8 protein-coding genes are annotated in these 20,332 nt (G+C 75.5%); 4 read left to right on the forward strand and 4 right to left on the reverse strand.

Annotation, left to right across the window (positions count from 1 at the left end):
- Window positions 1-80 precede the first annotated feature (80 nt).
- Genes CLV43_RS43715 through CLV43_RS43725 form a run of 3 tightly spaced genes read left to right on the forward strand, consistent with a single transcriptional unit; the run spans window position 81 to window position 15,606 of the window.
- Window positions 81-13,850 (forward strand): type I polyketide synthase, encoded by a 13,770-nt coding sequence (locus CLV43_RS43715; RefSeq protein WP_106196386.1) that lies wholly within the window; start codon window positions 81-83, stop codon window positions 13,848-13,850.
- Between the two features lie 15 nt (window positions 13,851-13,865).
- Complete coding sequence (locus tag CLV43_RS43720; protein ID WP_211304846.1) at window positions 13,866-14,945, forward strand: HAD-IIIC family phosphatase; 1,080 nt, start codon at window positions 13,866-13,868, stop codon at window positions 14,943-14,945.
- A complete protein-coding gene (locus CLV43_RS43725) occupies window positions 14,938-15,606 on the forward strand; it encodes an O-methyltransferase (RefSeq protein ID WP_106196387.1) in 669 nt (222 codons plus the stop codon). Before CLV43_RS43720 ends, CLV43_RS43725 begins: the two co-directional genes overlap by 8 nt.
- Window positions 15,607-15,643: 37 nt before the next feature.
- Here the strand turns inward: CLV43_RS43725 and CLV43_RS43730 are convergent, their stop codons facing one another.
- Complete coding sequence (locus CLV43_RS43730) at window positions 15,644-15,901, reverse strand: acyl carrier protein (RefSeq protein WP_106196389.1); 258 nt, start codon at window positions 15,899-15,901, stop codon at window positions 15,644-15,646.
- Window positions 15,898-16,779, reverse strand: a complete 882-nt coding sequence (locus CLV43_RS43735) for a 3-hydroxyacyl-CoA dehydrogenase family protein (protein ID WP_106196391.1) — start codon at window positions 16,777-16,779, stop codon at window positions 15,898-15,900. Before CLV43_RS43735 ends, CLV43_RS43730 begins: the two co-directional genes overlap by 4 nt.
- 188 nt (window positions 16,780-16,967) lie before the next feature.
- Between CLV43_RS43735 and CLV43_RS43740 the strand changes: the two genes are divergently transcribed.
- Window positions 16,968-18,176 carry a cytochrome P450 gene (locus tag CLV43_RS43740; RefSeq protein ID WP_245887479.1) on the forward strand — a complete coding sequence of 403 codons (1,209 nt, stop codon included), beginning with the start codon at window positions 16,968-16,970 and terminating at the stop codon, window positions 18,174-18,176.
- A gap of 51 nt (window positions 18,177-18,227) precedes the next feature.
- Here the strand turns inward: CLV43_RS43740 and CLV43_RS43745 are convergent, their stop codons facing one another.
- Window positions 18,228-18,707, reverse strand: a complete 480-nt coding sequence (locus tag CLV43_RS43745; RefSeq protein WP_106196393.1) for a DinB family protein — start codon at window positions 18,705-18,707, stop codon at window positions 18,228-18,230.
- 173 nt (window positions 18,708-18,880) lie between these two features.
- A complete protein-coding gene (locus CLV43_RS43750; RefSeq protein ID WP_106196394.1) occupies window positions 18,881-20,083 on the reverse strand; it encodes a cytochrome P450 in 1,203 nt (400 codons plus the stop codon).
- Between the last annotated feature and the right edge of the window lie 249 nt (window positions 20,084-20,332).

The raw sequence follows: 20,332 nt of genomic DNA on the forward strand, positions 1-20,332 counted from the left end.
GCCCGTCGTCGGCGTGTCCCGCGCGGGTCTCGGGGACCGCCTGCCGCCGAGGTGCCGAACGCGGGTGGGGAAGGAAGCGGATGGACGTGTCGTCAGCGGGGGACCGCGGTCCGCTGCCCTGGGTGCTGTCCGCGGACGGCCTCCCGGCACTGCGGGAGACCGCGCGACGGCTGGCGGAACGGCTGCGGGCGCGACCCGACGTGGACGCGGACACCGTGGGGCGCTGGCTGATGGCACGGGCGGCGGTGGCGCGCCCGTTCCGGGCCGCGGTGAGCGGACGGGACCGGGAGTCCCTGCTGGACGGGTTGGCGGACCTCGCCCGCGGTGGCGCGGTGGCGCTGGGGTCGGCGCCCGAGGCCGACCCGGTGTTCGTGTTCCCCGGCATCGGCTCGCAGTGGCCGGGGATGGGCAGCGCGCTGATGACGGCCTCGCCGGTGTTCCGGGCCCGGATGGACGAGTGCGCGCAGGCGTTGGAGCCGTTCGTCGACTGGCCGGTGGCCGAGGTCGTGGCCGACCCGCTGACCAGGTCGGCGCTCGACCGGGTCGACGTGGTGCAGACGCTGCTGTTCGCCGTGCAGGTGTCGTTGGCGGCGGTGTGGGACGACCTGGGCGTGCGGCCCGCGGTGGTCGTGGGGCAGAGCCTCGGCGAGGTGGCGGCGGCGGTGGTGACCGGCGCGCTGACCCTGGACGACGGGGCGCGCGTGTCGGCGTTGCGGGGCCTCGCTCAGGTGCCGCTGGCCGGTCGCGGTGACGTGGTGTCGGTGCGGGCGCCGCTGGACGTGGTGGCGGAGTGGGTGTCCCGCTGGGACGGCGAGCTGGTCGTGGCCGGGCTGAACGCCCCCACGTCGGTGCTGGTGTCGGGCGGCGCGGAGGCGGCCGCGGAGCTGGTGGCCGCGATGGCCGCGGCCGGGATCTCCGCCCGCCGGTCCGCCGTCGACCTGGCCACGCACTCGCCGCAGTTCGACGCGATCGTGCCGCGGATGCGCGCGGACCTGGCCCCGGTGCGACCGGTGGCGCCGGGCCTGCCGTACTACTCGTCGTTGACCGGCGGTCCACTCGACGGGCTGCCGATGGACGCCGACTACTGGTGCCGCAACCTGCGCGACCCGCTCCGGTTCGACGAGGCGCTGCGCTCCCTGCTGGCGACCGGCGACCGGCACGTGCTGCTCGAGGTCAGCCCGCACCCGCTGCTCACCGGCGCGATGCTGGAGCTGGTCGAGGAGGCGGGCAACAGCAGCAGCGTGTGCGCGACCCTGCGCCGCGGGCACGGCGGGTCGCACGCGGTCAACGCCGCGCTGGGCGAGCTGTACGCGGCGGGCGCGCGGATCGACTGGCCCGCGGGCGACGTGGACGCACCGGTGGAGCTCGACGAGGTCACCGCCGCGGAGCCCGCGGCGCACCGGCCCGTCGCCGCGCTGGACGTGGTGTGCTCCGTGACCGCCGCCGTGCTCGGCGGCGACCCGCTTACCCCGGCCGACCACCGGCGGTCCTTCGTGGACCTCGGTCTGGACTCCGCCACCGCGCTGGAGGTGCGGGCCCGGCTCGCCGAGGTGCTCGGCGTCGCGCTGCCCGCGGCCGTGGTGTTCGACCACCCGACCCCGGCCCGGCTCGCCGGGTACCTGGACGGACGGCGTGAACCCGCCGCCGCGGCACCGGCCCGCCCCGCGCGGGTGGACGACGACCCGATCGCCGTGGTGGGCATGGGAGTCCGCCTCCCCGGCGGCGTGGCCGACACCGACGACCTGTGGCGGCTGCTGGTGGACGGCGTGGACGCGGTGGGGCCGTTCCCGGTCGACCGCGGCTGGGACACCGCGGGCTACGACCCGCGCCCCCGCACACCCGGCCGCCACTACCAGCGCGAGGCGGGCTTCCTGCACGACGCGGACCGGTTCGACGCCGCGTTCTTCGGGATCTCGCCCCGCGAGGCGCTGGCCATGGACCCCCAGCAGCGGCTGCTGCTGGAGACGTCGTGGCAGGCGCTGGAGTCGGCGGGGATCGTGCCGGAGGCGTTGCGCGGCAGCCGTACCGGCGTGTTCACCGGCCTTTACACCCTCGGCTACGGCTCGCCGCTGGACCCGGCGTCCGGCTTGCAGGGCTACGGCTTCACCGGGTCCACCGGCAGCGTGGCCTCCGGCCGCGTCGCCTACGCGCTGGGCCTGGAAGGGCCCGCGGTCACGGTGGACACGGCGTGCTCGTCGTCGTTGGTGGCCCTGCACCTCGCGGTCGGGTCGCTGCGGTCCGGGGAGACCGACCTCGCCCTGGCGGGCGGCGCGACGGTGCTGCCGGGGCTGTCCATGTTCGTGGAGTTCTCCCAGCTCGGCGCCCTGTCGGCGGACGGGCGGTGCAAGGCGTTCGCCGAGGCGGGCGACGGGTTCGGCCTCGCCGAGGGCGTCGGGGTCGTGGTGCTGGAACGGCTGTCCGACGCCCGCCGCCACGGCCACCCGGTGCTCGCGGTCGTCAAGGGCAGCGCCGTGAACCAGGACGGTGCCTCGAACGGGCTCACCGCGCCGAACGGGCCGTCGCAGGAGCGGGTCATCCGCGCCGCGCTGGCCGACGCCGGGGTCGCCGCGGCGGACGTCGACGCGATCGAGGCGCACGGCACGGGCACGGTCCTCGGTGACGCCATCGAGGCCGAGGCGCTGCTGGCCACCTACGGTCAGGACCGCGACCCGGCGCGCCCGGCGTGGCTGGGGTCGCTGAAGTCGAACGTGGGCCACACCCAGGCCGCCGCCGGGGTGGTCGGCGTGATCAGGACGGTGCTGGCGCTGCGGCACGGGCTGCTGCCCCGCACGCTGCACGTGGACGCGCCCTCGTCGCGGGTCGACTGGTCGCGGGGACATCTGGCCCTGCTGACCGAGCCCCGGCCGTGGCCGCGGTCCGCCGACCGGCCCCGGCTCGCGGGTGTGTCGTCGTTCGGCGTGTCCGGCACCAACGCCCACGCCGTGCTGGCCGAGGCGCCCGACGAGCCGGTCGGGACCGTCGACGTCCCGGCGCGGGTGCGGCCGTGGGTGCTGTCCGCGCGCACGGCCGACGCCGTGCGCGAGCAGGCCGCCCGGTTGCCGGCACGGGCCGACGCCGACCCCGCGCTCGTGGGGGCGTCGCTGCTCCGCACGCGGACGTCGTTCGACCACCGGGCCGTCGTCGTGGGTGCCGACCGCGCGGAGCTGCTGGCCGGTCTGCGGGAGCTCGTGGTCGGCGAGGCCGCGGGCGACGGCGGCAAGGTCGTGTTCGTCTTCCCCGGCCAGGGCGCCCAGTGGACCGGGATGACCCGCGACCTGCTGGACTGGTCACCGGTGTTCGCGCGCTCGATGGCCGCGTGCGAGGCCGCGCTGGACCCGTTCGTGGACTGGTCGCTCGCCGACGTCCTCGGTGACGCGGAGGCGTTGGAGCGGGTGGACGTCGTCCAGCCCGCGCTCTGGGCCGTGATGGTGTCGCTGGCGGAGCTGTGGCGCTCGGTGGGTGTCGAGCCGGACGCGGTGCTGGGCCACTCGCAGGGCGAGATCGCCGCCGCCGTGGTCGCGGGCGCACTGTCCCTTGAGGACGGTGCACGGGTGGTCTCCTTGCGCAGCAAGGCGATCCTGGCCATCGCGGGCAGCGGCGCCATGGCGTCCGTCCCGCTGCCGCTCGACGAGGTGCGGGCCCTGCTCCCGGACGGCGTGTCGGTGGCCGCGGTGAACGGCCCGTCGTCGGTCGTCGTCTCCGGTGACGTCGCCGGAGTGGCCGCGGTGGTGGCCTCGGTGCCACGGGCCCGGCGCGTGCCGGTGGACTACGCGTCGCACTCGGCGCAGGTGGAACGGATCGAGCGGGACGTCCGCGCCGCACTGGACGGCATCGCGCCCCGCGCGGCACGGGTGCCGTTCCTGTCGTCGGTCACCGCGGACTGGGCCGACGGCGCGGACCTCGACGCGGGGTACTGGTACCGCAACCTCCGGCAGCCGGTGCGGTTCGCCGAGGCCGTGGACCTCTTGGCGCGCGACGGGTTCGGCGCGTTCGTCGAGACGAGCGCCCACCCCGTGCTCACGCCGGGGGTCACCGAGTCGGTGCCCGACGCGGTCGTCACCGGCACCCTGCGCCGCGACGAGGACGGTCCCCGGCAGTTCACCACCGCCGTGGGCAGGCTCCACGTGCACGGCGTCCCGGTCGACTGGACGCCGTTCTTCGCCGACGTGACCGGGTCCGTAGACCTGCCGACGTACCCGTTCGGGGGCGACCGGTTCTGGCTGGACCCCGCGCGTCCCACGACGGACGCGGTGGACGACGGGTGGTGCTACCGGATCGGCTGGCGTCGGCTCACCCCCGTGGCCGCCGCGCCCACCGGACGATGGCTGGCGGTGCTCCCGCCCGACGGCTCGGGGGCCGAGGTCGTCACGGCCCTGCGGGACGCCGGGCTCGACGTCACCACCGACGGACTGCCCGACGGCGACTTCGCGGGCGTGCTGTCGCTGGGCGAGCACGCCGACCTGTGGGCCGCGGTGGAGCTGGCGCGGTCGACGACCCGGCCGCTGTGGGTGCTGACCCGCGGCGCGGTGGTCGTCGACGGCACCGAGGACCCGTCGCCCGCGCAGGCCGCGGCGGTCGCGCTGGCCAAGTCGTTCGGACTGGAGAACCCGGACCGCTGGGGCGGCGCGATCGACCTCCCCGACGTCCTGGACGCTCAGGGCGCCGCGCTGGTGGTCGCCGCGCTCGCCTTCGGCGACGAGGACCAGCTCGCGGTCCGCCGGAACGGACTGCACGGCCGCAGGCTGCTGCCGGGGCTGCGCTCGTCGGACGGCTGGCGTCCACGGGGGACGGTGCTGGTGACCGGCGGCACCGGCGGGCTCGGCGCGACGGTCGCCCGCTGGCTGGTCGCCGCGGGTGCCGACCGGGTGCTGCTGGTCGGCCGTCGGGGCCCGGACACCCCTGGACTCCCCGATCCCGGGCCCGCTGTCACCGTGCTCGCCTGCGACGTCACCGATCGCGACGCGGTCGCGCGGCTGCTGGCCGAGCACCCGGTGGACGCGGTCGTGCACGCGGCGGGCGTCCGCGACGACGCCACCCTGGACGCGCTCACCCCCGACCGGCTGGCGTCCGTGCTGCGGGCCAAGGTCACCGCGGCGACGCACCTGCACGAGCTCGCGGGCGAGCTGGACGCGTTCGTCGTGTTCTCGTCCGTCATGGGCGTGGTGGGCAACGCCGGGCAGGCCAACTACGCCGCCGCGAACGCCGCCCTCGACGCGCTGGTGGCCCGCCGCCGCAAAGCGGGTCTGCCGGGTCTGTCCATCGCCTGGGGCGTGTGGGGCGGTCCGGGGATGCTGGAGGACGACCTCGCCGCGAAGCTGGCCGCCCGCGGCCTGCCGGGCATGGACCCCGACCGGGCCGTCGAGCTGATCGGACGGGTCACCGAGGCGACCACCGTGGTCGCCGACGTCGACTGGGGCCGGTACGCCGGGGCGGCCGGGCTGCGGGCCGCGCTGGTCAGCGAACTTCCCGGCGTGACGACCACTCCCGAGCCCCGCGGGTCCACCCTGGAGGTCATCCGCACGCACCTGGCGGCCGTCCTCGGGCACGCCTCGGGCGACGCGGTGCCCGCGCGGACCGCGTTCGCGGAGCTGGGCCTGGACTCGTTGACCGTGCTGGAGCTGCGGAACCGGCTCAACGCCGCACTCGGTCTGCGCCTGCCGACCAGCGCGCTGTTCGACCACCCGACCCCGCGGGCGCTCGCCGACCACCTCGACGCCCCCACCGGTACACCGACGGGCATCCCGGTGGACGCCCCGGTGGTGCCGCGGACCGCCGTGGCCGAGCACGAGCCGATCGCCGTGGTGGGCATGGGCTGCCGGTTCCCCGGCGACGTGGAGACCCCCGACGACCTGTGGCGGCTGCTGGTGTCCGGGCAGGACGCCATCGGGCCGTGGCCCACCGACCGCGGCTGGGACCTCGACGCGCTGCACCACCCCGACCCCGACCACCCCGGCACGAGCTACTGCCGCGAGGGCGGGTTCCTGACCGGCGCGGCCGACTTCGACGCCGGGTTCTTCGGCGTCTCCCCGCGCGAGGCGCTGACCATGGACCCGCAGCAGCGGCTGCTCCTGGAGACCACCTGGCACGCCGTGGAGGACGCCGGGATCGCGCCGACCGACCTGCGCGGCCGCCCGGTCGGCGTGTTCGTCGGCACCAACGGCCAGGACTACCCGGTCGCGCTGGCCGGTGACCCCGCCGTCCCCGAGGGCCACCGGCTGACCGGCACCCTGGCCAGCGTGCTGTCCGGGCGGATCTCCTACGTCCTGGGCCTGCAGGGTCCGGCGCTGACCGTGGACACCGCGTGCTCGGCGTCGCTGGTCGCGCTGCACCTGGCCGTGCAGGCGCTGCGCCGGGGCGACTGCGAGCAGGCCATCGCGGGCGGCGCGTCGGTGATGAGCACGCCGTGGCTGTTCACCGAGTTCAGCAGGCAGCGCGGGCTGGCCCCGGACGGCCGCTGCAAGTCGTTCTCCGCCGACGCCGACGGCACCGGCTGGTCGGAGGGCGTCGGCGTCCTCGTGCTGGAACGGCTGTCCGACGCCCTGGCCCACGGGCACCGGGTGCACGCGGTGATCCGCGGCAGCGCCGTCAACCAGGACGGCGCCTCCAACGGCCTCACCGCGCCGAACGGGCTGTCCCAGCAGCGGGTCATCGCCGCCGCGCTGGCCGACGCGGGCGTCGCGGCGGACGAGGTCGACGCCGTCGAGGCGCACGGCACCGGCACCCGGCTCGGCGACCCGATCGAGGGCAACGCCCTGCGCGCGGCCTACGGGCGACGCGACCGGCCGCTGCTGCTGGGCGCGGTGAAGTCGGTGCTCGGGCACACCCAGGCCGCGGCGGGCGTGGCAGGCGTGATCAAGACCGTGCTCGCGCTGAAGCACGCCGAGCTGCCGCCGACCCTGCACACCGCCGAGCCGAACCCGGAGGTCGACTGGGACCCGGCCGTGCTGCGGCTGGTCACCGAGCGCGAACCCTGGCCCGCCCACGACGGGCCGCGCCGGGCCGGGGTGTCGGCGTTCGGCATCAGCGGCACCAACGCCCACGTCATCCTGGAGAGCGCGCCACCCGCACCGGAGCACCCGGTCCGCCCGGCGGGCCTGCCGACCCCGGTGCTGGTGTCGGCCGCGTCCGCCGAAGCGCTCCAGGCCCAGGTCGACCGGGTCCGCGCGCTCCCAGGGGCTCCCGACCCGGCCGACGCGCTGGCCACCCGACGGGCGCACCTGCCGCACCGGGCCGTGCTCGGCACGCGCTTGACCACCGGTCTCGCGGGCGACCCCGGCCGGATCGCGTTCCTGCTGCCCGGCCAGGGCAGCCAGCGCGCCGGGATGGGGGTCGCCCTGCACGCGGCGGAACCCGTGTTCGCCGCCGCCCTGGACGAGGTGTGCGCACTGGCCGACCGGCACCTGGACCGGCCGTTGCGCGAGGTCATGTCCGACGGCGGGGACGGCCTGCTCGACCGCACCCGCTACGCCCAGCCCGCCCTGTTCGCGATCGGGGTCGCGCTGGCCGGGCTGCTCGAGGACCGCGGCGTGCGGCCGGACGTGCTGCTCGGCCACTCCGTGGGCGAGCTGACCGCCGCGCACCTGGCGGGCGTGCTGGACCTCGCCGACGCCGTCGACCTGGTCGCCGCGCGCGGCAGGCTCATGGACGCGCTGCCGCCCGGCGGCGCCATGGTCGCCGTCGAGGCGACCGAGGCCGAGGCCCGCGAGGTGGCGGACGAGGTGGCCGTCGCCGCGGTCAACGGCCCGAACGCCGTCGTGCTCTCCGGTGACACCAACGCCGTCGAACGGGTCGCGCGGCTGTTCCGCGACCGCGGTCGGCGCACCAAGCGGCTGCCCGTGAGCCACGCGTTCCACTCCGCCCGGATGGACCCCGTGCTCGCCGAGTTCCGGCAGGTCGCGTCAGGTCTCACCTACCGCCCTCCACGGCTCGACGTGATCTCCAACCGCACCGGCGCGGTCGCCACGGCCGAGCAGCTGCGCTCGCCGGAGTACTGGGTGCGGCACGTGCGCGAGACCGTCCGGTTCGCCGACGGCGTCCGCGCCCTCGACGCCGCCACCGCGTTCGAGCTCGGCCCCGGCGGGGTCCTGTCGACGCTGGTCGACGGCGCTGTGCCGCTGCTGCGCGACGACCGGCCCGAGGTGGACACGGTGGTCGACGCGCTCGCCCACGCCCACCTCCGCGGCGTGCCGGTGCGCTGGCCGGCGCGCGGTCCCCACGTCGACCTGCCGCTGTACCCGTTCCAGCGCACGCGCTTCTGGCCGGGAGCCCGGTTCACGGCCGCGCTCGACCGGCTGCGCTACCGGGTCGAGTGGACCCCCGTCACCGTCACGGGCACCCGGCCTCCGGGATCGTGGCGCCTGGTCGGCGACCTGCCGGGTGCCGACCGGATCGCCGCCGCGCTGGGCGAGGGCGACCCGTCCGGGGTGCTGGTGCTGCCCGGCTGCGCGCCCGACGAGCTGGTCGGGGTGGTGGCGGGCGCGGAGGCCCCGGTGTGGGTGCTGGCCGACCCCGACGACCCGGAGCAGGCACCGCTGTGGGGGATGGGCCGGGTCGCGGCCCTGGAACACCCCGACAAGTGGGGCGGACTGGTCCACTGGTCACCGGACGCCGACGTGGCGGACCTGGTGTCCGTGCTGACCGGCGACTCTGGCGAGGACCAGGTGTCCATCCGGCCGGACGGCGTGCGGGCCCGGCGGCTGGTGCGCGCCGACCGGCCCCGGTCCGGCTCCCGCTGGCGGCCCCGTGGCCGCGTATTGGTGACCGGCGGTACCGGTGGGCTCGGCGGGCACGTGGCCCGCTGGCTGGCCGGGAACGGTGCCGAGGAGCTGGTGCTGGTGAGCCGGTCGGGCGGCGAGGCGCCCGACCTCGGGGTGCCGACGACCGTGCTGGCGTGCGACGTCGCCGACCGCGACCAGGTGGAACGGCTGGTCGCCGAGGCCGGGCCGTTCACGGCCGTGTTCCACGCGGCCGGGGTCGTCACCGACCGCCCCTTCGTCGACTGCACACCCGACCACCTCGCCGCCGAGACCGCCGCCAAGGTCCGCGGCGCCCGGCACCTGGACGCCCTCGTCGGCGACGTGGACGCGTTCGTGCTGTTCTCCTCCGTGGCCGCGACGTGGGGCAGCGGCGGGCAGGCCGGGTACGCCGCCGCCAACGCCGCGCTGGACGCGCTCGCCGTCGACCGCGGGCGACGCGGTCTGAAGGCCACGTCGGTGGCCTGGGGCCCGTGGGCGGGACCGGGCATGGCCGCGGGCGAGACGGGGGAGCGCATCCGGCGGCACGGCCTGACCGCGCTGTCGCCCGCCGTCGCGCTGGCGGCCTTGCAGGACGCCCTGGACGGTGACGAGACGGCGGTCGTCGTCGCGGACGTGGACTGGGCGCGCTTCCTGCCGCCGTTCACCGCGACCCGGCCGAGCGCGCTGTTCCGCGACCTCCCCGAGGCGCGCCTCCCGGAGCAGTCCACTGTGGACGCTGTCGTGAGGTCGCTGTCCCAGCGGGAGCTCGCGGAGCTGGCCGCGGAGGTGCTGGGGCACGGCGACGCGGTGGCGCTGGACGCCGACCGGTCGTTCCGCGACCTCGGCTTCGACTCGCTCATGGCCGTCGACCTGCGCAACCGCGTGGTGGAGCGCACCGGTCGCGCGCTGCCGGTGACCGTGGTCTTCGACCACCCGTCGATCGCCGCGCTCGCCGCCGCGTTGGGCGACGACGTCCCCGCGGCCGAGACCCCGGTGCCGTCGGCGGTCCCGGACGAGCCGCTGGCGATCGTGTCGATGGCCTGCCGGTTCCCCGGCGGCGTCACGAGCCCGGAGGACCTCTGGCGGCTGGTCGACGAGGGCCGGGACGCCATCGGCGAGCTGCCCGGCGACCGCGGCTGGGACCTCGCCCGGCTCTACGACGCCGACCCCGACAAGGCGGGCACGTTCTACGCCCGCGGCGGCGGGTTCCTGGCCGACGCGGGTGACTTCGACGCCGCCTTCTTCGGCATCTCGCCCCGCGAGGCCTTGGCCATGGACCCGCAGCAGCGGCTGCTGCTGACCGCGAGCTGGGAAGCCCTGGAACGGGCGGGCATCGACCCCTCCGCGCTGCGCGGCAGCGACGGCGGGGTGTTCGTCGGTGTCGCCGGACAGGGCTACGGCACCGGACCGGCGGGCGAGGTCGAGGGCCACCTGCTCGCGGGCACGGTGACCAGCGTCGCGTCCGGCCGGATCGCCTACACCCTGGGCACCGAGGGCCCGGCCGTCACGGTCGAGACGGCGTGCTCGTCCTCGTTGGTGGCGCTGCACATCGCCGGTCAGTCGCTGCGGTCGGGCGAGTGCTCGTTCGCGATCGTCGGCGGGGCGGCCGTGGTGGCCAGTCCCGACCTGTTCGTCGAGTTCAGCAGGCAGCGCGGCCTGTCCGCGGACGGGCGCTGCCGGTCGTTCGGCGCCGAGGCCGACGGCACCGGCTGGTCCGAGGGCGTGGGCGTGCTGGTCGTGGAACGGCTGTCCGACGCCCGCCGGCTCGGCCACCCCGTGCTGGCGCTGGTGCGCGGCAGCGCGGTCAACCAGGACGGCGCGTCCAACGGCCTGACCGCCCCGAACGGTCTCGCCCAGCAACGGGTGATCCGGCGGGCGCTGGCCGCCGCCGGCCTGGCACCGTCCGATGTGGACCTGGTGGAGGCGCACGGCACCGGGACCACCCTGGGCGACCCGATCGAGGCCCAGGCCCTGCTGGCGACCTACGGGCAGGACCGCGACCGGCCGTTCGGACTGGGGTCGGTCAAGTCCAACATCGGCCACACCCAGGCCGCCGCCGGGATCGCCGGGATCATCAAGGTCGTCATGGCCATGCGGCACGGCGTGCAGCCGCGCACCCTGCACGCGGCCGAACCGTCCACGCAGGTGGACTGGTCGGCCGGGAACGCCCTGCTGCTGCGCGAGTCGCGCCCGTGGGACGGGCCGCGCCGGGCCGGGGTGTCCGCGTTCGGCATGAGCGGCACCAATGCGCACGTGGTCCTCGAACACGTCCCCGTCGAGGCCGCCGAGCCCGTCGCGGACGACTCGCTGCCGTTGCTGCTGTCGGCGCGCACCGCCCGCGCCCTGGCCGACCAGTTCGCCCGGCTGCACGGGTCGGTGCGGGACCACGCGCCCGCGGACGTGGCCAGGACCTTGGCGGCGCGGCCGCGGTTCGAGCACCGGGCCGTGGTCGTCGGCGACCACCTCACCGGGCTCGCCTCACCCGACACCGCCCCGAACGTCGTGCGCGGCAGCACGACCGGTGGGGGAGTGGTGTTCGTCTTCCCCGGCCAGGGCACCCAGTGGACCGGCATGGCGCTGGAGCTGGCCGGGTCGGAGCCGGTCTTCGCGGCCCGGCTCGACGAGTGCGCGGAGGCGCTGGCCGCGCACGTGGACTGGTCGCTGCGGGACGTGCTGGCCGACGAGGCCGCGCTGAGCCGGGTCGACGTCGTGCAGCCCGCCCTGTTCGCGGTGATGGTGTCGCTGGCGGCGCTGTGGCGCGCGCACGGCGTCGAGCCCGCGGCCGTGGTCGGCCACTCGCAGGGCGAGATCGCCGCCGCCGTGGTGGCGGGCGCACTGTCCCTTGAGGACGGTGCACGGGTGGTCTCCCTGCGCAGCAAGGCGATCCTGGCCATCTCGGGCAACGGCGGCATGGTCGCCGTGGCCGCCGGTGAGGCCGCCGCACGGGAGCGGCTGGCCGGGTACGCCGGTCGGATCGAGATCGCCGCGGTCAACGGACCTGACGCCGTGGTGGTGGCCGGGGAGCCGGACGCGCTGGCCGACCTGGTCGCCGACTGCGCCCGCGACGGCGTGCGGGCCAGGTCGATCCCGGTCGACTACGCCGCCCACTCGGCGCACGTGGAGCCGTTGCGCGCCGAACTGCTCGCCGCGCTGGTCGGGATCCGGCCGCGGGCCGCTGACGTGCCGCTGCTGTCCAGCGTGCTCGGCGAGCTCGTGGACGGCACCGCCCTCGACGCCGAGTACTGGTACCGCAACCTGCGCGAACCCGTCGGCTTCGGCGCGGCCACCGAGCAGCTCATGGGCCACGGCCACACGCTGTTCGTCGAGGTCAGCCCGCACCCGGTGCTGGTCGCCGCGATCGAGGGCACGGCCGCGGGCAGGCCGGTCGCCGTGCTCGGCACGCTGCGCCGCGACTCCGCGGGCCGCCGCGAGCTGCGTTCGGCACTGGCGCGGGCGTGGGTGGCGGGCGCCGACGTGGACTGGAGCCAGGTCACCGGTGCCGGGCGGCTGGTCGCGCTGCCGCCCTACCCGTTCCAGACCGAGCGCTACTGGCTGCCCACGCCGGGCCGCACCGGCGCGGCACCGGCCCGACAGCTCACCTACCGCACCGAGTGGCGCAAGAAACCCGATCCGCGACCGCGCCCCCTCGACGGCTGGGTGGTCGTGACCCCTGTCGGCGGCCACCCGGCTGCCCGGCTCCCCGGCGCCAGGGTCGTCACCGACCCGGCCGACATCGGCATGGCCGTGGCCGTCGTGTCGCTGCTGCCCGCCGAGGCCACCCTCGACCTCGTGCGGCGGCTGGACGCCGGGACCCCGCTGTGGCTGGTCACCACAGACGCCGAGCACGACCCCGACCAGGCCCGCGTCTGGGGCCTGGGCCAGGTGCTCGGCCTTGAGCAGCCGGAGCGCTGGGGCGGCCTGGTCGACCTGCCCGCCGAGGTCGACGACGCGGTCGTCGCCCACCTGTCGGGGGTCCTCGGCGGGGGCGAGGACCAGCTCAGGGTGCGGGCTGACGGCGTGCGCGTGCGCAGGCTGGTCCCGTTCGGCTCACCGCCGCGCGCCGACCGCCCGTGGCGGCCCGGCAAGGTCCTGGTGCGCGGGGCGGACGCCGACCTCGCCGCCGGGCTGACGGCCTGGTTCGACCGCAACGGTGTCGAGGAGGCAAGCGCCGACGACGTGCCGGACACCGTCATCCAGGTCCTCGCCGCCGAGTCGCCCGCGGGCGTGCTGCCGGACGGGGACCTCGGCTCCCTGGACGACCTCCCGATCGCCGCCACCGTCGTCCTGCTGCACCCGCTCAGCGGCCTCTGGGGCGCGGCCCGGCAAGGCGCTGCTGCCGCCCGCAGTGCCGGAGCCGCGGCCCACGTGCGCCGGCTGCGGGCAGGCGGCGGACGGGCCGCGGTGGTCGCGGTCGGCGGCTGGGACCCGCAGCAGCGCGCGGTGGACGTGGACGACGTGATGGCCGCCGTCCGGCAGGCCCTGGACCACGACCAGCCCGAGACCGCCGTGCTCGACGTCGACTGGTCCTCGCTCGTGTCCACGGTGTCCTCCCCGCGCCAGCTCAACCTGCTGGCCGAACTCCCCGAGGGCCGCGAGGCGCGGCGGGACGTCCCGGTCGGCGACGGCCTGGCCGACCGCCTGGCCGGACTGGCCGCCGACGAGCAGCTGCGCGTGCTGCTGGGCCTGGTCACCGAGCAGGCCGCGGCCGCGCTCGGCCACACCGGCCCCGGCGAGGTCCGCGCCGACGCGCCGTTCGCCGCGGCCGGGTTCGACTCGCTGCTGGCCGTCCAGTTCCGCAACCGGCTGGTCGCCGCGACCGGTCTGGCCATCGCCGCGACCGTCGTGTTCGACGAGCCCACCCCGGCCGCACTGGCCCGGCACCTGCACGAACGGCTCTGCGCGCCACCGGACCCGGTCGCGGAGGCGCTCGCGGACCTCGACCGGCTGACCGGCGTGCTCGACGCCCTGCCCGCCGACGACAAGGTCGGCGCCCGGCTGCGGGCGCTGGTGCGGCGCTGGGACGAGCGCGGCGCCCCCGCGCGTGGCGGCGAGCTGGAGTCCGCCAGCGCCGACGAGCTGTTCGCACTGCTCGACACCGACTTCAGCACGGGCTGACGAGAACGGAGCGGCATGACGATCGTGAAGTGCCTGGTGTGGGACCTCGACAACACGCTGTGGCGAGGCACGTTGGCCGAGGGCGACGACGTGGAGGTGCCGGAGGAGATCCGGCGCGTGATCACCGAACTGGACGCGCGCGGCGTCCTGCAGTCGGTCGCCAGCAAGAACGACCACGACGTCGCGTGGGCCCGCCTCGAACAGGTGGGCCTGGCCGAGTACTTCGTGCTGCCGCGGATCGGCTGGGGCCCGAAATCGGTGTCGGTGAAGGAGATCGCGGAGCGGCTGGACTTCGCCGAGTCCACCATCGCGTTCGTGGACGACCAGCCGACCGAACGCGCCGAGGTCGCCTTCCACCTCCCCGAGGTGCGCTGCTACCCCGCCGAGCAGGCGGCCGACCTGGCCGCGCTGCCCGAGTTCACCCCGCCCGTCGTCACCGAGGACTCGGCGCGCCGACGGCGGATGTACCAGGCGGGCTTCCGCCGCGACACCGAGCGCGAGCGGTTCACCGGCCCCGACGAGGACTTCCTGCGCACCCTCGACCTGCGCATGTCCGTCGTGCGCGCCACCGAACGCGAACTGGCCCGCGCGGCCGAGCTGACCCTGCGCACCAGCCAGATGAACGCCACGGGCGTGCCCTACGACGACGCCGACCTGCGCGCTCTCATGGACGACCCGGACCACGAGGTGCTGGTGGTCACCATGTCCGACCGCTTCGGCCCGCACGGCGCCGTCGGCATCGTCCTGCTGCACCGCACCGCCGACGTGTGGCACCTCAAGCTGCTCGCCACCTCCTGCCGGGTGGTCGCGTTCGGCGCCGGGTCCACGCTGCTCAACTGGGTCGTCGACCGGGCGGCACTGGCGGGCGTCCACCTGGCCGCCGACTTCCGGCCCACCGACCGCAACCGCATGATGGACATCGCCTACCGGTTCGCGGGCTTCGACGACGAGGCCTGCGCGTGCCTGGCCACGCTGGCGCCCGCGGTGTCCGACGACGTCCTGCGGCTGCACCTGCTGCCCGAACCCCGACCGGTGTCGCCGGTCGTGACGCTCGACGCGGTCGACCTGGCCGCGGTGGAGGTGCGCCGTGGCTGACCAGCTGGACGTCTCCGCGGAACTGGCCGGGTACGTGCGCGCGATGTCCCTGCGCGAGGACGCGGTCCTCCGCGAGCTCCGCGAGGAGACCGCCGAGCTGCCCGGCGGCCGCTCGTTGCAGGTCATGCCGGAGGAGGGCCAGTTCCTGGCCATGCTGGTGGGCCTGGTGGGCGCCAGGACCGTGCTGGAGCTGGGCACCTACACCGGGTACAGCGCGCTCTGCATGGCCAGGTCGCTGCCGCCCGACGGCCGCCTGCTCACCTGCGACATCACCGCCCGCTGGGCCGACATCGGGGCGCCGTACTGGAAGCGCGCCGAGGTGGCCGACCGGATCGACCTGCGCGTCGGACCGGCCGAGTCCACGATGGACGCGCTGCTGGAGGACGGCGGGGCGGACACCTTCGACCTCGTCTTCATCGACGCGGACAAGGCGGGCTACCCGGCCTACTACGAGCGGGCCGTCCGGCTGGTCCGCCCCGGCGGCCTGGTCGTCCTGGACAACACGCTCTTCTTCGGCCGGGTCGTCGACCCCTCGGCGACCGACCCGGACACCGAGGGCGTCCGCGAGGTCAACGCCCGCGTCCGCGACGACCACTCGGTGGACGTCGTCCTGCTGCCGGTGGCGGACGGCCTCACCCTGGTGCGGCGCAGGACGGTCTGACACGGGGCGGGGGACACCGTCGTCCCCCGCCCGGCGCTCAGCCGCCGTCCCGCAGCCGCACCACCAGCTCCACCATCGCCCGCACCGTCCGGAAGTTCGCCAGCTTCAGGTCCGCCCCCGAGATCGCGATCCCGTACCGCTGCTCCAGGTGCACCACCAGCTCCATCGCGAACAGCGACGACAGCCCGCCCTCGCCGAACAGGTCGCGGGTGGCCGTCCACCCGGCCTTCGTCCGCGTCTCCAGGAACTCGACCAGCTCCCGCTCGATGGTGTCCGGGGTAACCGAGACCGTCATGGCAGCGCCTCTTCGTAGTCGTAGAACCCCCGGCCGCTCTTGCGGCCGTGGTGCCCGTCGCGCACCTTCGCCACCAGCAGCCCGCACGGACGGCTGCGTTCGTCGCCGGTGCGCAGGTGCAGCACGTCGAGCGCGTCGACGAGGTTGTCGATGCCGATCAGGTCGGCCGTCCTCAGTGGACCGGTGGGATGTCCCAGACATCCCTGCATGAGCGCGTCGACGTCCTCGACGGACGCCACGCCCTCCTCCACCAGCCGGGCCGCGTCGTTGATCATCGGGTGCAGCAGCCTGCTGGTCACGAACCCCGGCGAGTCGCGCACGACGATCGGTGTCCGGCGCAGCTCGCCGAGGAGCTTCGTCGCCGAGGCCACCACGTCCGGCGCCGTGCGCGGACCGGGGACGACCTCGACGGTGGTGATCAGGTAGGCCGGGTTCATGAAGTGGGTGCCGAGCAGGTCCGCCGGACGCGCCACGGCCGCCGCCAGCTCGTCGATCGGGATGGACGAGGTGTTCGAGATCAACGGCGTGCCCTCCGGCACCGCCGCCGACACCCGCGCCAGCACCGCCGCCTTCGTCGCCGGGTCCTCGGTCACCGCCTCGACCACGGCGACCGCGGTCGACCCGGTCAGCGCGTCGGGCAGCGACGTGGAGGTCGTCAGGGCACCCGGCGCGGTGTCGGGGGGAGCGGCGCCCAGCAGCGCCGCCGTCCGCAGGTTCCGCGCGATGGCGACCTCCGCCCGGTCCAGGACGGCCCGGTCCAGGTCCACCAGCGTCACCGGCACCCCGTGCACGAGGGCGAGCGTGGCGATCCCGGTGCCCATCACCCCCGCGCCCACCACGACCAGCGGACCACCTTCCTCGCGTGCCGCGGCCGTCACGGGACCTCCTTGCGTCGGATGTGCTGCTGCCCGCCATGGTCGGCCACCGCCGCTATCGTCCCGATAGCGTGGCCGCGCCCGCGTTCCCGCTAGGACCGCGCTATGCCCGCCGGCTAACCTCCCCGACCGGCAGACCGGGTCACCTGTCGCACCCCCGCCCGGCCCGGCGACACCTGGGAGAGGACACCGTGGACACCACTCGGGCCGAGCCGGTCGGCTACCCCTTCAACCGCGCCGAGGACCTGGAGCTGGACGAGCGCTACGCGAGGGCGCGCGCGGGCCGGAAGCTGGTGCGCGTCAAGATGCCCTACGGCGAGGAGGGCTGGCTCGCCACCCGCCACGAGGACGTCCGGACCGTGTTGGGGGACCAGCGCTTCAGCCGCGCCGCCGCGGCCGCCGCGGGCCTCGACGAGCCGCGCACGTCACCGCAGACCGTCGGCCCCGGCGTGATCCTGTCGATGGACCCGCCGGAGCACTCCCGCATCCGCAGGCTGGCGGGCAAGGCCTTCACCCACCGCAACGTGGAACGCCTGCGCCCCAAGGCGAAGCAGGTCGCGAACGAGCTGGTGGACCGGATGGTCGAGCAGGGCTCGCCGGTCGACCTGATCGAGAACTTCGCCTCCCCGCTGCCCGTCGCGATGATCTGCACGCTGCTCGGCGTCCCGGTGGCCGACCAGCACAGGTTCCTGGTCTGGTCGGAGGTGTTCGCCTCGTCCACCACGCTGACCGCGGAGGAGACCCAGGAACGCCTGGGCAGCCTCGTGCAGTACATGTCGGAGCTGCTGCGCCAGCGCCAGGAGGAACCCGCCGACGACCTGCTCAGCGGCCTGGTGCTGGCCCGCGACCAGGACGACCGGTTCACCGCCGAGGAGATCCTCAGCCTGGCGATCGTGCTGCTCGGCGCTGGCCACGAGAACATCACCAGCCAGATCCCCAACTTCGTCTACACGCTGCTGCGCCACCCGGACGAGCTGGCCCGGCTGCGCGCCGACCCGGAGCTGGTGCCGCAGGCCGTGGAGGAGCTCATGCGGTACATCCCGCTGGGGCTCGGCCCCGTGCTGGCGCGCTACGCGCTGGTGGACGTCGAGGTCGGCGGGGTGCTCGTGCGCGCCGGGGAACCGGTGGTGGCGTCGCTGGGGTCGGCCAACCGCGACGAGGACGTGTTCGAGCGGGCCGACGAGCTCGACCTGACCCGCCAGCCGGGACCGCACGTCGGCTTCGGCCACGGCGCCCACCACTGCCTCGGCGCGGCGCTGGCGCGGATGGAGATGCAGATCGCGGTGGAGACGCTGCTGGAGCGGTTCCCGGAGCTGCGGATCGCCGTGCCGGACGAGGACCTGAAGTGGCGCACCGGCACGTTCATGCGCAGCGTCGTGGAGCTGCCGATCACCTGGTGACCCGGCGCGGGGCCGCGGTGGCGGCCCCGCCCTCCTGGCAGGCTGCGGGACTCAGCCGGTGAGCAGCTGCTCGCGCAGGATGTCGGCGTGCCCGCAGTGGTGCGCGAGCTCCCGCAGCACCTGGAGGTACACCCAGCGCAGCGTGCGCGGTCCGGACCGGTGACCGGTCACGACGGTGTCCAGCGGCAGGTCCGCGACCGCTGCCCTGGCCGTGGCGCAGGCCTGCCGGTGGGCAGCGGTGACCGAGGCGATGGTGTCGTCGTCGGAGAGCCGGAACGAGTCGTCCGGACCCTGGACCAGGCCGAGCTCGCGGCGGGTCGTGCCGCCGACGCACTCCTCGAACCACACCCGCTGCATCCACGTGACGTGCTTGAGCAGCCCGAGCGGCGTGGTCGCCGACGGGACGAGCCTGCTGCGGGCCTGCTCCTCGGTGAGCGAGTCGAGGGTCGCCTCGATCGCGCCGCGGTACTCCTCGACGAAGGCGTCGAGCTGCGTGCGCTCGTCGTCCAGCGGCACGTCGAACGACCCCATCGCAAGCCCTCTCTCCCGGCACGGCACGGCGGCGCCAGTCAACCAGGCGCCGTCGGCGGGTGCAGGACCGGCGGGTCGGGGAACGCGCGAAGGGACGGGGCCCGCGGCCCCGTCCCTTGTGTCCGAAGCGGTACCCGTGCGCCCCTGGGCCCGTCACACCGCGCGGAGGACGGTCACCAGGCCACCGGCAGCGCCTCCACGCCGCGGATGAGCACGCCCTCGCGCCACTCGACCTCCTCCGGCGGCACGGCGAGCCGCAGGTCCGGGAAGCGGCGGAGCAGGGTCCCCAGGGTCACCTGGAGGTCCATCCGCGCCAGCTGGGCGCCGATGCAGTGGTGCGGGCCGAACCCGAACGTCAGGTGCTGGACGCCCTTGCGGTCCAGGTCCAGCACGTCCGGGTCCGGGAACACGCCCGCGTCGCGGTTGGCCGAGGCGATGTCGGCCACCACGGTCTCGCCCGCCCGCACGACGACTTCGCCGAACTGGACGTCCTCCTTGGCGACGGTGCCGAACGCGCCGCCGGAGTTGATCGGGACGTGCCGCAGCAGCTCCTCCACGGCCTGGTTGACCAGCTCCGGCCGGGCGTGCAGCTTGGCGAGCTCGTCGGGGGTGGTCAGCAGCGTGTAGGTGAAGTTGAGGACGGTGTTGAGGATCGTCTCGTGCCCGCCGACCAGCAGGGCGATCGCCAGGGAGGCCAGCTCGATCTCGCTGAGCCGGTCCTCGCCGTCCACCGCGGTCACCAGCGTGCTGAGCACGTCCTCGCCGGGCTCGGCGCGCTTGGTCGCGACCAGCCCGTTGAGGTAGCCGAGGAACCTGGTGATCGACTCCTGGGCCTCGTCGGAGGTGAACACCCCGGACATGATCGTCTCGGTGAGCACGCGGAAGTCGGCGCGGTCGGCGGGCGGCACCCCCAGCACCTCGCAGATCACCATGACCGGCAGGGGTTCCGCGACGAACTTCTTCAGGTCCGCGGGCGACCCGTGCGCGGCCATCTCGTCGAGCAGCCCGTCCACGATCTCCTGCACCCGCGGCCGCAGCTGCTCGATGCGGCGCACGGTGAACGCCTTGGCCATGAACCTGCGCACCCGCGTGTGGTCCGCGCCGTCCATGGTCAGCACCGACCCGACCGGCGGGGTGCCCGGCACCATCCGCGGCGCCGCCTCGCCGAGCTCCGCCGAGGCGGCGCGGCTGAACCGGGGGTCGGACTGCGCCGTGCGGACCGACGAGTGCCGCAGCGCCAGCCACGCCTCGCCGCCGTAGGGCATCCGCACCCTGGCCACCGGGCCCTCCTCGCGGGCGGCCCGGTACCACGGGTCCGCGCTCAGCCGGCTGGTGTCGCCGACCGGGTACTGCGGCGTCGTCTCTTGCGTGCTCATGCGATTCCTCCCGGGCCAGTCGGTCCCCGAGGCGGCCCGCGCCGGATCGTCACGTCCCGGTCGCCCGCGCCGCGTTCCCACGTCCGCGCGGCGGCCCGGTCGTTCGGGTGACCTCGGCCGTGATGATCGGTCATCGTCCCTATCGCCGTGATAGCGCCGGATCCCGGTGCGGTGCCCCGCCGCGTCGTCGCTGGTGAAGGGCGATATTCACGCGCTATGCCCACTTCCTAGCTTGGGCTGGGTCCTTCA

It is taken from the genome of Umezawaea tangerina (assembly GCF_003002815.1).
Classification (GTDB): Bacteria; Actinomycetota; Actinomycetes; order Mycobacteriales; family Pseudonocardiaceae; genus Umezawaea; species Umezawaea tangerina.

Excerpts from the sequence above, each read along its gene's own strand:
- CLV43_RS43715 (WP_106196386.1), top strand. The coding sequence starts at position 81 with ATGGACGTGTCGTCAGCGGGGGACCGCGGTCCGCTGCCCTGGGTGCTG.
- CLV43_RS43720 (WP_211304846.1), top strand. The coding sequence starts at position 13,866 with ATGACGATCGTGAAGTGCCTGGTGTGGGACCTCGACAACACGCTGTGG.
- CLV43_RS43730 (WP_106196389.1), bottom strand. The coding sequence starts at position 15,901 with ATGACGGTCTCGGTTACCCCGGACACCATCGAGCGGGAGCTGGTCGAG.
- CLV43_RS43745 (WP_106196393.1), bottom strand. The coding sequence starts at position 18,707 with ATGGGGTCGTTCGACGTGCCGCTGGACGACGAGCGCACGCAGCTCGAC.
- CLV43_RS43750 (WP_106196394.1), bottom strand. The coding sequence starts at position 20,083 with ATGAGCACGCAAGAGACGACGCCGCAGTACCCGGTCGGCGACACCAGC.